Source organism: Marinitoga arctica (assembly GCF_054657315.1).
Map to the genome: position 1 here is coordinate 1 of NZ_BAAHYY010000043.1, position 15,306 is coordinate 15,306.

12 protein-coding genes are annotated in these 15,306 nt (G+C 23.0%); all 12 read right to left on the reverse strand.

Translation table 11 applies throughout. The features are described from left to right. Positions 1-163: 163 nt before the first annotated feature. Genes ago through cas10 form a run of 12 tightly spaced genes read right to left on the reverse strand, consistent with a single transcriptional unit; the run spans position 164 to position 14,865 of the window. Positions 164-2,086: a protein argonaute gene (gene ago / locus ACYQ44_RS09685; protein ID WP_459996954.1), complete on the reverse strand. Its 1,923-nt coding sequence runs from the start codon at positions 2,084-2,086 to the stop codon at positions 164-166. A gap of 13 nt (positions 2,087-2,099) precedes the next feature. Then, positions 2,100-2,378, reverse strand: a complete 279-nt coding sequence (gene cas2 / locus ACYQ44_RS09690) for a CRISPR-associated endonuclease Cas2 (RefSeq protein ID WP_459996956.1) — start codon at positions 2,376-2,378, stop codon at positions 2,100-2,102. Beyond that, a complete protein-coding gene (gene cas1, locus ACYQ44_RS09695) occupies positions 2,378-3,388 on the reverse strand; it encodes a CRISPR-associated endonuclease Cas1 (RefSeq protein ID WP_459996958.1) in 1,011 nt (336 codons plus the stop codon). The genes cas2 and cas1 overlap by 1 nt, the downstream gene beginning before the upstream one ends. An 8-nt stretch (positions 3,389-3,396) precedes the next feature. Further along, the gene (locus tag ACYQ44_RS09700) at positions 3,397-5,052 is read right to left on the reverse strand and encodes a CRISPR-associated primase-polymerase type A1 (RefSeq protein WP_459996960.1); all 1,656 of its coding nucleotides are present in this window, start codon (positions 5,050-5,052) and stop codon (positions 3,397-3,399) included. A 2-nt stretch (positions 5,053-5,054) separates the two neighbouring features. Further along, positions 5,055-6,749 (reverse strand): STIV orfB116 family protein, encoded by a 1,695-nt coding sequence (locus tag ACYQ44_RS09705; protein ID WP_459996962.1) that lies wholly within the window; start codon positions 6,747-6,749, stop codon positions 5,055-5,057. 9 nt (positions 6,750-6,758) lie between these two features. Continuing rightward, on the reverse strand, positions 6,759-7,877 hold the full coding sequence (locus ACYQ44_RS09710) for a hypothetical protein (protein WP_459996964.1): 1,119 nt from the start codon (positions 7,875-7,877) through the stop codon (positions 6,759-6,761). Continuing rightward, positions 7,862-8,674, reverse strand: a complete 813-nt coding sequence (gene cas6 / locus ACYQ44_RS09715; RefSeq protein ID WP_459996976.1) for a CRISPR-associated endoribonuclease Cas6 — start codon at positions 8,672-8,674, stop codon at positions 7,862-7,864. The genes ACYQ44_RS09710 and cas6 overlap by 16 nt, the downstream gene beginning before the upstream one ends. Positions 8,675-8,686: 12 nt before the next feature. Next, positions 8,687-9,937, reverse strand: a complete 1,251-nt coding sequence (csm5, locus tag ACYQ44_RS09720; protein WP_459996966.1) for a type III-A CRISPR-associated RAMP protein Csm5 — start codon at positions 9,935-9,937, stop codon at positions 8,687-8,689. Beyond that, positions 9,934-11,019, reverse strand: a complete 1,086-nt coding sequence (csm4, locus tag ACYQ44_RS09725) for a type III-A CRISPR-associated RAMP protein Csm4 (RefSeq protein WP_459996968.1) — start codon at positions 11,017-11,019, stop codon at positions 9,934-9,936. Before csm4 ends, csm5 begins: the two co-directional genes overlap by 4 nt. An 11-nt stretch (positions 11,020-11,030) precedes the next feature. After that, on the reverse strand, positions 11,031-11,810 hold the full coding sequence (gene csm3 / locus ACYQ44_RS09730) for a type III-A CRISPR-associated RAMP protein Csm3 (RefSeq protein ID WP_459996970.1): 780 nt from the start codon (positions 11,808-11,810) through the stop codon (positions 11,031-11,033). A gap of 18 nt (positions 11,811-11,828) precedes the next feature. Then, positions 11,829-12,248, reverse strand: coding sequence for a type III-A CRISPR-associated protein Csm2 (gene csm2, locus ACYQ44_RS09735; RefSeq protein ID WP_459996972.1), 420 nt, complete (start codon positions 12,246-12,248; stop codon positions 11,829-11,831). Position 12,249: 1 nt separating this feature from the next. Further along, entirely contained in the window at positions 12,250-14,865 is a 2,616-nt protein-coding gene (gene cas10, locus ACYQ44_RS09740; RefSeq protein WP_459996974.1) for a type III-A CRISPR-associated protein Cas10/Csm1, read from the reverse strand. Between the last annotated feature and the right edge of the window lie 441 nt (positions 14,866-15,306).

Here is a 15,306-nt window from a genome sequence, read left to right on the forward strand (position 1 = left end):
CATTCAACCTTATTGTTCTTTTTAATCTTTTTCATAATTTTCCTTTAAAGAAGATTTCTAATTTTTTTGGCCTTTAGACTTTTTGGACGTCCTAATATAGATTTTTTCAAATCATTTTTAATAGTGGATTTAATTCATTTTGAACATTTTTATTTTTTAATTATTACAAATAAGGAATATACAATTTCCATTCTAAATCTGTTAAAGCTACTTTATTTACTACATGAAGTGGGTAAGGTAGTCTATAATTAGCATATGGTGTTGGATGAACTACTCTTGTTAGTGAATACACTTGTTCTAATATTTTTTCATTATTATAATCTGTATTATTTTCTATTATTTTTATCTCTACACCTTTCTGGTTTAAATATGTTTTTGGATAATAAATAAAATTATTTTCAGATAATTTTATTATCCATTCTTTTAAATCATCATATGAATTAATATTTACACTTTTATTTACCTCTATTAATGAATATTTTATATTTTCAATATTCAAAATATTTTTCATTATTTCTATATTTTCAAGATATCTTCCATCTCTCAATAAAATAATATTTTCAGGATAATTTTTATATTTTTCCTTATATTTATTTAATACTTGTATATATTCTTTTTCAAAGATATCAAGATTCATTTTTTCATTTAATTCTAAATCTTTATGTTTATTTAAATATAGAATGTTCCCTAAATTATCAACTGCACATATTGCTAAATTACTTTTTTTCAAGTAAGTATCATGACTTAAATCTAATCCTATATAAATTGTATTACTTTTTTCTTTTAAATTTTTTATAACATATGGTTGACACTCAGAAATAAAATTTCCCATTTTATATACATAACTTTTTATTATATATGGTTGAATTTTTTCTATCTTTTCCTTTAAAATCGGTTGTAAAATCAATTTTTTAGGAAATTTTTGTATTAATGGCTCTATGTTTCCTAAATATTTATCTAGGAATATTATAGCCATAACATTTCCTTCTATATTTTCAAAAAAATCCCTGTTTGTAATTTCAAAAGTTTCAGGATTATACATAAATACTGAACTATTTGTTTTTTGATCTTTTAAAAATATTACTTTTGAAAAACCTAATTCTTGCATAGTTTGATAAAAAATTGAATTTTTATTTTGAAATAAAATTTTTAGCGAACGTTGAATTTCATATATTTGCTTTTTAGAACTAAAAAAGAACGCTATATTTATTGTCTGTTCATTTTTGTAAAAAGAATATTTGAAAACATCTTTTACATTCCTCGATCTTCCTTTTTTAAATTCATATTCAATATTTACAAATATTTTTTTATCTATAGATAAATTATAATTGTTATTAACATCTATAATATCTTCTAAAAAATACAAGTTTTGTCTAATTTTTTTATAACCAGAAAGTAATTTTTCTTTATAAATTTTATGAATTTCTTTTGAAAATCCGTATTTTTCTGCTTCTTTTGAATTGAAATTGAAATAATAATTTTCTGGAAATGAAACTTCTTTTATTCCATTTTTACCAAGATCTATTTTTAACACTCCGTTTAATCCTGATATGTAAGGAAAACTTTTTCCAGATTTTATATTAAATAGGTAAGAGCTTTTTATGGGGGAATTTAAAGCCGTTTTATCTGAGAGAAAGGTAAATTTAGGAAGTATTGATATATAATATTTGTCATTAATTTTATGAATATTAACTTTATATGTTGTATGAGCATTTATATTTTCATTACTATCTAATGGAAATTTATCATTTATTGAAATAAAATTATTTCCTTTTTTATAATAAAAATTATTATCCAAGAATTTCTTTTTTATATATTTATATATACTTTTCACAAAAAGATTAGGATCTTCTTTTTCTTCAATTATCTCATTTTTTTCTATTTTATATTTTTCCGCCTGCTGTGGAATAATCTTAAAATCTACATCTGGTATTTCTAACCACACTAAATCATTAGAATCATTAAATCTAATATTATTTACTCTGCTTAAATTTTTAGAAAATTCTTTTGGATCATTTTCTTTGTTAAAATAATATAATCTTTTTACTTTGTAAGGTATTTTTATTTCGTAAAGATTCAAATACATTTCCATCCCCCCGTTATATTATTAAAAAATCTTTATCGTAAAATTTTCCTTTATCTATACCTATTGTTACTATATATTTTCTACTTTCTTTGGAGATTGGATATATTCTTATAGTATCCTCTTTTTTATTTATTTTCTTTTTTAATCCTTTTATTAAGGTTTTCAATTGGTCTTGATTTAACTCCGTTTCAAAAACACTATATTGAACTCTTATCCCATAACTTTCAAGGTATTTCACTACTTTTCTTCTTCTTTTATCATTTGTAATATCATAACTAACAACATAAAACATTATATCCCCACCCTATAAAAAGGTATATATTCTTTTTCATCACCAAGTATAACTCTTGCATAATGTCTTGCCTGTTTTTGAAATATTGTTCTTATATAATTTGTTTCATCATCAAGATGGTATTTCATTTTTTGAGCAATCATATTTTCATATTTTGAAATAAATTTTTTCATTCCATCATCTGTAAAATGAATTATTTCTTTTTCTTTTTCTTTTTTTCTAAAATCATTTATAGTTATTTCATTTCTGTTCACTAAATTTAAAACAAAACTGTCTATTATTATGTTTCTAAATTCTTCAACTAAATCAAATAATAACGATTTTTTTGAAACATCTATTGTATGCAAATTACCAAAATATGGATCAAGACCTACTATATTTATTGCTGCCATTACTTCATTATATAAAAAGTAGTATCCAAAGGATAACATAGCACTAATAGGATCTTTTGGCGGATGCAATGTTCTTTTTTCAAATCCAAAATCTTTATTTTTTATTAATTTTTTATATCCTTGAAAATAATATTTTGTACCGATACCTTCAAAACCTCTTACTTCATCAATATTTTTACCTTTTTCTACCTTTTCAATCGTTTTTCTTATTGCTGCTAATTCTTTACTTAATTCACCTTTGGGTAAGTATTTGCTTCTATTTAACAAAAAATCATATGAATTTTTTAGTTTTCCTATTACTATCGATTTTGAGATATTTAGTTTAAAAAGTTTGTCTTTAGAACGTTCATATTGTTTTATTCTCAATAATACATTTCTATATTCATCAGTATATAATTTACCTCTGTATTTCCCAGTTTGTGTCATAAAAATTACTTCTATTTCTTTATCTAAAAAATAATTTATTATGGGTGTTGTTAAAGAAATATTTCCCATTAAATTAACTTTTTCTATTTTATTTAATGGTATTTCTGAAATAACTTTATTTTCTTTTGATATTATTAATCTCCCTTGTTTTTTCGATAAAACAGCTCCTTGTTCCGTTATATAAATAACCATTTTATCACCTATAGTATTATTTCAACATCATTTCCATTTCGTTTTATTGTTCCTATTTCTATTCTTAGTTCATTTTCGTCTCCCATTTTTTTTAATATCATTTTCTTTAAATTTTTAATTTCCTTTTCTATTTCGAATTTTTCAGAGTTTTTTTCTACAATTTTTTTAGCTATATCGTTTATATCTATTTTGTCTAAAAATATATCTTCTATATTGGCTATAATAGCATATGGAGTATTATAATTACCTGGGAATTTGCATGTACAATTTTCTAAATTTAAAGATAAATTTTTATTTAATATTATTTTCCTAATTTCTTCGCAAGTTATTGGAACTCCAGTGCTTTGTTTTTCTATCATTTCAAATCTTTTCGGATTATAATTTATTGTTTTCTTTAAAATTTTTAATACATTACTTTTTCCATCTTTTGTTTTTATCATTGATTTAATAAGAATATTTTCTTCTTCTTCAGATATATACGCTTCTTTTTCGATTTTATTTATTATTTGGTTTAAAATGACACAACCATTTACTAATGTATTAATTTCACTCGAAGTTTGTCTTGATATTCTCTTCCTAATCTCGTTTTTTATTTTGTTTGATTTTTTAGTTTTATTATTTGAATGGGTTTTCGGGATTTTATAAGCTGTTTCATTTTCATGTATTTCATAATTTTCATCAATATATTCTTTAAATAACGATTCAATTTGTTCTTTTTTATTTTCTTTTATTTCAAATAAATATTTTGTTTGATTTGGAACAAATTCAAAATTTTCATTTACAAATAAGCATTTTTTACCTGTTTTTCTATGGATTCCAAGTGGTATTTTTATTAAATTACCTAATCCTCCATTTAACTCAGTTTGTTTGGGAAATACTTCTACGTCTATTCCTTCTTCTAAATCTATTCTTTCTAATATTTTTTCCATGATTATTTTTACCTTATAACTAAGTATTGGTGTGTCGAAAAACATCCAGATATGATAACCTCTATTTCCTGTATATTCTATATAATTATTAATATTTTCATTGTTAAGTTCTGAAATAAGTTTTTTAGCAACTTTTCTACTATTTTCTTCATATATATATTTATTTTCATCATGTAAATATGATTTTTTTATATCTATATCAAATGCTGCAAATTTTATGGAATTATCTTTTTTTAATTGATATATTCCAATTGTTTTTTCACCCTTTAAATGTTGAATTACATCTTTATAATTTAATGGTCTTCTTACCGGCTTATATCCATTATCAAATTGAATTGAAAATACATCTTCTCTTCCGGAAAATAATTCCATAAATCTTCTTATTAAATTTGAAGATGGTGAGAATAAATTTGCTTTATCTTGAATTTCTAGTATTTTTTCTTTTATTTCTAATTTTTTATATATTTCTAATGCCTTTTTCATTTCATTAACTTCTTCATATATTTTTGCTAATTTTAATAAATATTTTTTCTCTGGTTCTTCATTAACTATTTTCTCAAATATCTCCTTTGCTTTTTGATAATTTTGAAATTCAAACAGTAATTCTCCATATTTTACCAACGAGCCGTCTTTTACAGACAGCTCGTTTTCTGCTTTTTCAAAATATTCTAATGCTTTTTCAAATTCAAAATTTTCTTCAGCTTCTAATGCTAATTTTTTATATTCACTAGCCATAATTACCCTTCTCTATATATATAATAATAACCTATCAAATTATTTTGTTCCATAAAATCCATTTCTTCTTTAGTATATATTCTTCCTTCTTCTGGCCTTTTTTCTAATTTTATGACTAAGGCACTTTCACCTTTTTCAAAATATATTTCTTTTCTTTGTAAAGGCACATTTAATTTAAATTTATCTTTTATAAACTCTGTTACTGATTCATGACCAACAGCAGAATCTAAAGTATTATCTTCTAATGCTTTTTCCAACATCGTTTTAAATTCATTTTTTGTTAATTTCAATACATAAAATCTTCCTTCTTGATTTTCTTTTGATATTGGCATTATTGTAGAGTTTAATAAATATATCTTTTTAAAACTAATTTTTGTATTTTTTAAATCTAAAATTATTTTATCTATCTTAGATAAAGCTTTTTCTAAATTTTCTTCAAGAGTATTTTTAGAAATAGATGTATTAGCTCTTCCACCATGTGCTATGCTATTTCTCCAACCTTTTACATTTTTTAATAATTCAGAAATTTCATGTGATAGGTCTTTATTAATTGCTTCACTTAGATCTTGAGAATATAACCAATATTTCTCTCTAAAATCTTTATTGTTATAATAAAAAAATTTGTTTTTTTCAAAAAGTGTTATATCTATAAGAAGTTCTCTTAAATGTATTATAGATTCAGAATACTTTTTCCAATTTATCAATAACTTTATTATATTTTTCATAAATTCAATTTTTTCTAAAGTAACTATGTTAGGAAATTTATTTATTTCTTTTTCTAAAGGTAATTTCTCCAGAACTATTGTTTGAAAATCTACTAAGAACTTTTCTATTGGTTTTATGAAAAAAAGATTTTCTGATTTTACAGAACATTCTTTAAACTCTTTAATACTACTATCTAATATATCATTTATTTTATATATACTATTAGCAATTTTTTCTGGTGGAGAGGGTATTACTAATAATTCTTCAAAAAGCTTTAATTCTCTTGATAAAGAAGAAAACTTTAACTTATTTAAATTACACAATCTATTCTTTGCAACTATCTTTTGTATGTTCTCTAAAGATGATGTTATTCTTTCAATAATTCCATATTTTTCAAATTCTTCCAAAGCTATTGTTAAATCTGAAAGTTCGAGTGTTTGAGTTATATCTAAAATAGGAACTTCTTTTAAATTTTCTTCTATCTTTTTCCCTATTTCATATGCTCCATAAACTATTTTTATTTCTAATTTATTAACTTTTTCCACTAAGTTTTTAAAATAAAACACTATACTAGATGTAAAAATTGCCATATGTCTTAAACCATGCGTTAAATCAAATATAATTCTATCCCCTCTGAAATACAATAAGGAATTTTCTATTTCCTCCATTATTTTTTCTAATTCTTTATAATTTTTCCCATCAGGTATATCTTTATAAGAAATTTTTATTCCTAAATCTTGAAATTCTTCTAATTCCTTTAATAGATTACTTGAAAATTCATTATTTTTATCATTTAAAAAGTTATTTTTCACTTCATCTGTTACAAAAAAAATTATCTCAACATCATGTCCTTTTTCTTTTTCTAAAATTGCATTAGCCAAAGGACTTAATCTTTTTTTTACCTTCTTCCCAGGACTTTCTATAGAATAATAAAATGTTTCATAATACTTACTACTTTTCCCCAAAAAAGAGACTATTAATATCTTTTTCATTTTTGCCCCCTATAATTCAAATAAAGCAAATTTGGTATTATTTAATATATTTTCATTTTTGCTTGTGTATTCCCTTTCATATTTATCATGATCAAACCAAATATAATATAAATATATTTTATTTTCTTTAAAGTCCCAAATAGCTCTAAATGGGTCTCTTGATGCCTTATATAAATATGGTTTATCAACTTTCCATGATTTGTTATGCATTAATTCTCCTTTATATGAATTATTATCTGACTTAAATTTTTGAATTTTTCTCATCATTTCAAGAATTTGACTTTTTATAAATTTTGTTTTATCAGGATTTTTAGTTATCATATCTTTAATAAAATCACTAATATACACTTCTGTTTTTAATATTCCTTTTAATAAAAAAACACCAAATGCATTTAAAATAATAAAATTATCAATAATATCAAAAAGATATGTATTCTCTTCAATAAAATTTCTCTCTATATACGTCAAATCATTTAATTTAACTTCTGTACTCTCAATTTTTTTTATAAGTGGTAAAAATTCAACAATTTCTTCCACATTAAATTTTATTGGCATTGATGGAATTTCTTGTAATACAGGTTTCTCTTCATATAAATATCCCATTTTATAACCATAAAACGAACCTGCTACATAACCTAAATATGACATTACTTTATAACCTGGAGTTGGTGAAAAAAATGTATCATATATTGTTCCCTTTTGCAATTCAACAACCAAAATATCCATAAATTCTCCTAATTGTTTGTTTAAATTAAATCTGTCATCAATGTCAAAGTCAACACCTTTTAACGTCACTTCAGCGTTAAAATCTCTTTCAAAAGCTATTTTATTAATTTTAGCTGCAGCTATTCCCTCTTTAGTGTTTGTATGTATTAAAGATATTCTCGGACTTTCACTTAATTTTTTATTATCTTTTAATCGTTTTATTAATGAATATTCAACACTAATATTAGTATATTCTTTATTATGATCCCTTAATGCTTCCTTTACCTTATTTACCCATTCATCTATTTTTTCCATATCAATATTATTAATATTTTCTATGTTATTTTCTTTTATATAATTTGCACAGACATTTTTACCAACAATTGCTGATTTTCCACCTGTTAATACTATATTGCTATACATTCATTATTCACCCTCTTTACCTGCCCCATTCCCATTGTAGTTTTATATCCAACACCAGCATAAAATGCAAATTCTGATAATATATTCACTACTTTTATTAATTCAATATTTTCTGGGGGAATTTCAAATTCAACATTCCCAACAAACCCTTCTAAGTAAAAATTGCTTATAAAAACTCTTTTCCTTCTTATATTTTTATTAATTATTTTTATACCTGAAAATTCATCTTTTATGCTTTCATTAATTTTAGATTCACTATATTTATTAAATTTATTTAATAATCCTGTATATATTTTTTCTTCATCAGGATATCTTAAATGTTTATCACCTATTTTAAATAATGTTGGTGTATAGAATTTAAGTTCGATTTTATTTGAATATTCCTTTTTGCTTAGCATTTCATCAACAGACAAAACACCTGCCCATTTACTTTGCTCTTTATCAAATATCACCCTTAATATAGAAAATTTAATATTTTCTATATTAATTTCTTCTTTGAATATTTTATTTTTAAACATTGTAACGGTAAATAAATTAAAAATTTTTTCATCTAAAAATGTCACTCTTATGTAATACCTTTTGTTTTTTATTATAGATACTGGTTCATCTACTTTTTTCCCTAAAAAAGATGAAACTGTAAAAGCTTTATTATTAAAGTTTTGATGAAGTTTTTTTGATACTTCTTCATTCGCTTTTTTTAATACATTAAAAAACATTCCATGAATTTTTTTCCCTGGATAAGTTGGTATAACTCCTGTTTCTAAAGCTTTTAATTCTACAACTACGCTATAGAAAATAGTATCACCTTCTTAATTAATTTCTAATTTGCACCATCCCATAATATTGTTATCTAATACTCTTCGAGTTTTTGGAAAATACTTATTAAATTTCTCTTTTGTATAACTTGTATTTTTTGTGCAATGTACTAGAAAACCATCATATAATTCTGGATCTTTTTCTTTTATGATTATTGAAACTGTATTTGACAAATATCCTTTATATTTTCCTAACCTTATTAAAGGATTTTCTATAGTATTCAATCTTTCATAGTTTTGTATTTTAGATAAAACCTCACTATTATTTTTAAAATATTCTTTTTCTACATTTAAAATACTTTTACTATACTCATATAACGCAGTTTTTATGAAATCTAAATTTAATATATCTTTTTTTTGATTATCCTTAGTAATATCCACTAGTTTTTTATGAGATTCATTATTTAAATGTAAACTAAACTCAAATTTTCCACTATATATATATTCTATCCATTCACTACCTTTTCTACTCATATTTAAAGTATTGATTTTTCCAATTTTAACTTCACTTTCATTAGGAAAAGTATCTGATATGATTAAATTTTTTAAAATATCATATTTTGCATCTTGTTGATTATGCAAAATTAATGCTTTTTTTTCTATAAATTTTGATACTTTTTGAATTTCTTTTGAAAGAAATTTCTTTACCGTATTTACTTTTATAATATTTGCTTTTTTTATTTGATCATAATTTACTTTTTTAAATAAATAAAAAGATATATTTTTTATTTTTTCTATTTCTTTTTTGTACAAAATCAAATTACCCTTTTTATTTTTTATTTTTTCTACAAGAAACTCAAATTTTGTTTGTAATTCTAACATTTCAGACTTTAATTTATTATACAGACTTTCATCATTTTTTAAAATATAATAAACAATTGCAGTTCTAATAGCTCCTTTTATTTCACTTCCTGGAATATATGCTTTTTCTTTAATTTTCATAATAGTTTTAATATTACCATCTACATTTTCATTTGTTACTCTAATAGATTTTCTCACTAATTGTTCAATTGTTTTATTACTTCTATTTTTATTGTCTAAAAAACTATTTAGATTTTCAGGATATTTACTTTTTATCCAATCTAAAAATTCTTTTTGTTCAACATCAGATAATGAACTAATCAATATTTTATCATTAACAAAATAGGTGAATCCTTTATATTTAAAATACTCTATCGGAAATATTTCATTTCCATCGCCAATGTGAAGAGGTGATAATATTTTTAATTTTGCATTATTGCTCATTCTTTCACCCTCTTAAAGTTTAAAAAAAATCCATATCCATAATGATAAATTTCTTTATCATCAATATATTTCACAATTGGAATATCTCCATAAAATTCTTTTTGTTCTTTTACTTTTAAAACACTACCTTCTTTTACATAATTAACTTTTGCTTTGAAAATATTTTTACCGCTAAAATATTCTCTGTCTTCCGTAACTCCTCTAAAACCTTCTATTTGGTAGTAAGAATTTTTCCCAACATCAAATTCATTTTTTAATGGAATATATTTACTTAAAGTTATCTTATATTCCGATTCAATGCTTATATTTTCTTCAATCTTCTTTAAAATCTCTCTTGCGTTATCATCCTCGATTTTCTCGAAAGAAAATTGACCTCTTCCTATACTTTTTTTCTTTCCTATACCCCTTTCAAAAGAAAATTCCAAAAGTGGAAGCATCCATTCTATCTTTTCAGTTTTTAATATGAAATATAAATCATAACCATTTAAAGCAATAACATTTTCATAAAAAGTACCACCAGACTCTTCATTAACACTCATTGTTAATCTATCAATATTATTTCTTTGTAATGAAAAATTGACTAATTGTGGTTTATTTCTATCAAATTTTTTCTCTTTTTCATTTTTTATATACTCTTTAAATATATCGATCCCTGATTTTTTACCGTTTATATAATCAAAAAAATCTTTACTATTAATATATTTTACTTTTTTGAATTTTTTAAGTTTATTAACTAAAAAAAGTTTAAATGATTTCGTATATAAATCTTTATCATATGAATTTTCAAATTCTTCTTCAAAAATTTGCTTAATTGATTTATCTTCAAATTCTTCCATATGTTTTTTTACATCAATGTTCATTGAAAGAGGCTTTGGTAATAAATATTCTGCATTTCTTTCATCATATAAAAAAACATCTGAAATAAAAAAATCTGGATTTTTAGAAAACTTTTTTATATATTCTTTTATATCCAGATTATATAAATCCTTAATAGCCCAACAAAATGCTCCAAAAAGTGTATAGGATGAAGGTACTTTTGAAAAAAAACCTTTTGGTTTTAATCTTACTAAATAATATTTCACTATATCACATCCTATAATTTAAATTTTTCAGCTAATTGGTCAAATCCTTTTAAAATCTCTTTTGGTGTCATATTTAACTTTATGGCTGTTCCCTTTCCTGTACTATAATACTCTGCATTTCTTTTAGATACTTTTTCTATTTCTATTTCTATTTTGCCATTACCTCTACTTCCACCACCACCGAGATAACTATCTTCTAACATTAATAATCCTTCAAATAAATATTTAAGATTTTTATAATCTTCTTTTGAATAGTTATCCATAACTATTTCAAATTCAAATTCACTACCTGCAATAACTCTTTCCATAAATCTTGGATTAGCGGCAGATGTTAATCTGTCAATAGAATTTTCTGCTTTTACTTCAGTATAAATATTTTTACCTAAATATTTTTCTAATTCTTTTTTACTTTCATCTGTTAATGTTGCATCTCTAAATATTAATCTTACAGGGCCTAATATATCATTATCTATTTTCCAATCTTTTGTTTGGCCAAATAACTTTAATATAAATAACGCACTTTTATCTCCTATTACTTTACTAGATATATTATTATTGTTGTTTTTTATTTCAATATTTGCATATTTCCATTCCAATAAACTCCTCATTTTTCCTTTTAATGTTGAACCGGGTATTATGGGTTCATCTGTCAATGGATTTTTTATAACTACATTGTCAATTCCTCCAATTTGGAACCCTTCATTTGTTCCTCCTATATGTAATCCTGTTAATAATTTTATCTTTCCTTTTATTATGTGCTTTCCCATAAATTTAAAAGTTATATTATCCATTTTTCTCCCTCCTAACTCCTAATTTTCTAAAAATTTAAAATATGCTATTATTGTTTCAAAAAATTTAACAAAAACATTCAAATCTTCTGGACTATTAATTCTTTCCACACAATATTCCATAAAATTATAAAAGTTTTTAGGTACTACTTTTCTTCCTACTGCATAAGCAGTCTGTGTTAATAAAATATATTTCTTCGAATCATCAAAGTTATTGCCCGTTTTTCCTCTATTAGCTTGTTCAAACTCTTTTAATGTTGCAAATATATTTCTAATTTGAACAGTTTTCATCTTATTTTTTAAATAATTAGCATATTTATAGGCAATACCTTCTGTTGTTGCATATTTTTTTGGTTCTAAAAATTTAGATAAATTCTTTCGTTCATTACCCTCAATTTTCTTGAGTTCCGCCACAATATTAAAATCATCTCTTCCCGACACTTTACATCCCTCCTCTTGTTTTTTCTAAAATATAACTACCTATAAATTTAAATTCTTTAAAATATTCCTTTGCAATTAAATCATCAATTATTTTATCCGCTAAACTCTTTTCCGTTGTTCTATATACTTTATAAAATAATTTTGGGATATATAATGGACTAACATTTTTTCTTTTATCACAATATTCTTTATTCAACATATAAATATAATAAATTAACCCTCTATTTATAGAATCATTTCTTACTAATTTTGTATATTCTTTAGCCTTATTTAATACATCCTCAAATTTTTTATATTTTACTCCATTTATTTCTTTTTCCTCCCAGCTTAAAGATGTATCGAAAACATTTATCATTCCTTTTTGTGTTGAAAGATTTTTGGACTTTTCAAGATTTTCTTCTGCAATTTCAGCAGCATTTGATATTGGATATTTATTTTTTACTATGGCAATACCTCCAGAAATTTCAATATTTGGATTATAGCCGGTAAATCTCTTTAATTCATTTCTTATTTCAAGAGCTAATTCTATTGTATAATCCCATGGGCCAACTATAAACAAATCATCCCCACCTGAATATGTAATGTAAAAAATATTTGTTATTTTTGAAGCAATATTCATTAATTTCTGATCTTCTAAGTTTTTTACTTCATTTTTCCAAATTTCAAAAATTTTATCACATATTTTATTTAAATATCCTCCAAAAAATAAATCAAAATTTCTGCTTAAAGATGCTATCCTTGAAATTGATTTTTCAGAATTGCTATTATCTTTTTCAAATCCCATAGCAAATATCATCCCAAGATTATCAACATCCATTTTCAATATTCCAAGTTTTTTATCTCCTATTGACAATTTCGATATTGCTTCAAAGGTTAAAGGTGCTCCTTTTTCAATTTCAAATTCTAAATCCTCAAAATCTTCTTTAGAAATCTTTTCTTTTGCTTTAGGCACAGTATCCCCAAGAAATTTAAACCCTTTTATTTTTTCATTTTTAGTATTATTCACTTTTAAAATATCTAGTAAGTTTTCATCATTCATTACTTTAATAATAATATTTTTTTCGAGTTTTTCATTTCTTGCTATATATACTTTTCCAAATTCATCAAAATCAATTTTTACCAAGTTTTTAATTTCTTCATTATCAAATTTTATATCCGATTTTGAAAAAATTATTACTTTATTGCCTTTAGCTAAATGAGTCCCTATTCCCTCATGTATTTGACATTCTTTACAAATAGAGTTTTCATTCGTTTTTAATTTAACTCCACAAATCTTACATTTTTTAATCTCTTCCTGTTTTTCTTTTTGGTTAACAAAAAACTCCTCTTCAGAAATTATCTCATTTACATATTTTTGAAGTTTTTTTTCTTGAAGTTTATTATTCATTTCATATAACAAATCCGAATAACTTCGTTCTGTCCTTTTATCTAATATATTGAAATCTTCAATCAAAATTCCAAAGACAATAGAAATTAGACCATCAAATTTTTCTGATAGCCATTTATTTATAGAATACTCTAAAACTTTCAACTCTTTTGAAACATATATTTCTTCATCATTTCTATTTAATTTTTCCGGTAAAATTATTTGGAATTTGCCACCACCAGAATATAAAATATTTGAAATTGTTAAATCAAAATATCTTATAATATATTTTGCTATTACCTCAGTAAGTAACCAAATATAGAAACTTCTTCCTCTTAATCTTTTTGCAACTTTACTTTTATCTTCAGAATCTGTTATTTTAAATATAAACTTTTGGATGCCTGAAATATCACCTTCTAGTAATATAAACTTATTATTTTTATTACTTAAACAAGAAGCAATTGCCGCAGTAGTTCTAAGGTGGTCATAGAGAGAAATATCTGGATAATTAATAGTGGAACTTGGAATATTAGAAGTATATTTTTGTAATAAATAGGAAAGCTGACTATAGAAAGTATCAAAATTTTCTATTTTAGATATTTCTTTATATTCTTTTAAAAATTCATCCCATAGATAATTATATTTATCTGTTAATAAATTACCTTCTTTAGGAATCAACTCATCAGATTCAATAAACTTTGGAAATATTTTTTCTAGAGTTTCGTAATCAATTTTTTCTAATTCTATCTTATTTTTTCCTTTTAATTTTTCATTAATATTTCCTTTATCATATTTTTTATAAAGATGAACCTTATCAAAAATTGATTGTTGCCTGATTTTCTTATATGTATTTTTATTTCCATAAATTTTTTCTAATTTTTCCAAATCCTCAGCATCTAAATTTTCATCATCAACTATTCTATCCATTGAAGCTGAATATATATCAGCTTTTGAAATAATATTATTCTTTGATTTGTGATGTGAAGCCGATAAATCAATTATTTTTGATTTTAGTTCGTTATTATTAATATTCAAAAAATTGTCTAAAAAATAAGCTGTATAGGCTGCATGAATATAACTAAAATATCCATTTTTAAAGACTGCAAATAATTTTTTATCTTCTTCAAATCCTTTTTTATCAAAATTATTTTCATTTTCGATTTCCGCACGCTGCATAAATTTTCCAATATCATGAAGTAACCCTGATAAAGAAAGCATTTTTTCTTCATTAATATTATTAATTTTTATCACACTTACTTCACCACCTTTCATAATAATTCATATATTTATTTAATAAAATTTTAACTTAATTAAGTTATCTAAGATATATTAATTAAATTAATTTTTTAAAATTATAAACTAGTAATATATTCCTTCTATTATTTTAACACATATTATTCTTTTTTGCAAGAATAATAAATATAAAATTTTTTATTAAAAATAAAAAACTTCAGGTTTATTCCTGCAGACTGTTATTCTAAATTATTAATTTCTATCTTTTTCAGAATGTAAATGGTAAAATAAGAAAGGCTCTTTCCAAAGATACTTGAATTAACTATGTTCAATCATCATAATTTTGGGTAGTATAATAAAAAGTGTGCGTATTCACTTTCTAGAAGATTTTGACATAAAATAAGAAAGGGATATTATAAAATTGAAAAAAAGAAAGGGGTGTTTTTTAATGAGAAAACA

What these genes read in the sequence shown, in the direction of transcription:
- ago (WP_459996954.1), bottom strand. Translation starts at nt 2,086, where the DNA reads ATGTATTTGAATCTTTACGAAATAAAAATACCTTACAAAGTAAAAAGA.
- cas2 (WP_459996956.1), bottom strand. Translation starts at nt 2,378, where the DNA reads ATGTTTTATGTTGTTAGTTATGATATTACAAATGATAAAAGAAGAAGA.
- cas1 (WP_459996958.1), bottom strand. Translation starts at nt 3,388, where the DNA reads ATGGTTATTTATATAACGGAACAAGGAGCTGTTTTATCGAAAAAACAA.
- ACYQ44_RS09700 (WP_459996960.1), bottom strand. Translation starts at nt 5,052, where the DNA reads ATGGCTAGTGAATATAAAAAATTAGCATTAGAAGCTGAAGAAAATTTT.
- ACYQ44_RS09705 (WP_459996962.1), bottom strand. Translation starts at nt 6,749, where the DNA reads ATGAAAAAGATATTAATAGTCTCTTTTTTGGGGAAAAGTAGTAAGTAT.
- ACYQ44_RS09710 (WP_459996964.1), bottom strand. Translation starts at nt 7,877, where the DNA reads ATGTATAGCAATATAGTATTAACAGGTGGAAAATCAGCAATTGTTGGT.
- csm5 (WP_459996966.1), bottom strand. Translation starts at nt 9,937, where the DNA reads ATGAGCAATAATGCAAAATTAAAAATATTATCACCTCTTCACATTGGC.
- csm3 (WP_459996970.1), bottom strand. Translation starts at nt 11,810, where the DNA reads ATGGATAATATAACTTTTAAATTTATGGGAAAGCACATAATAAAAGGA.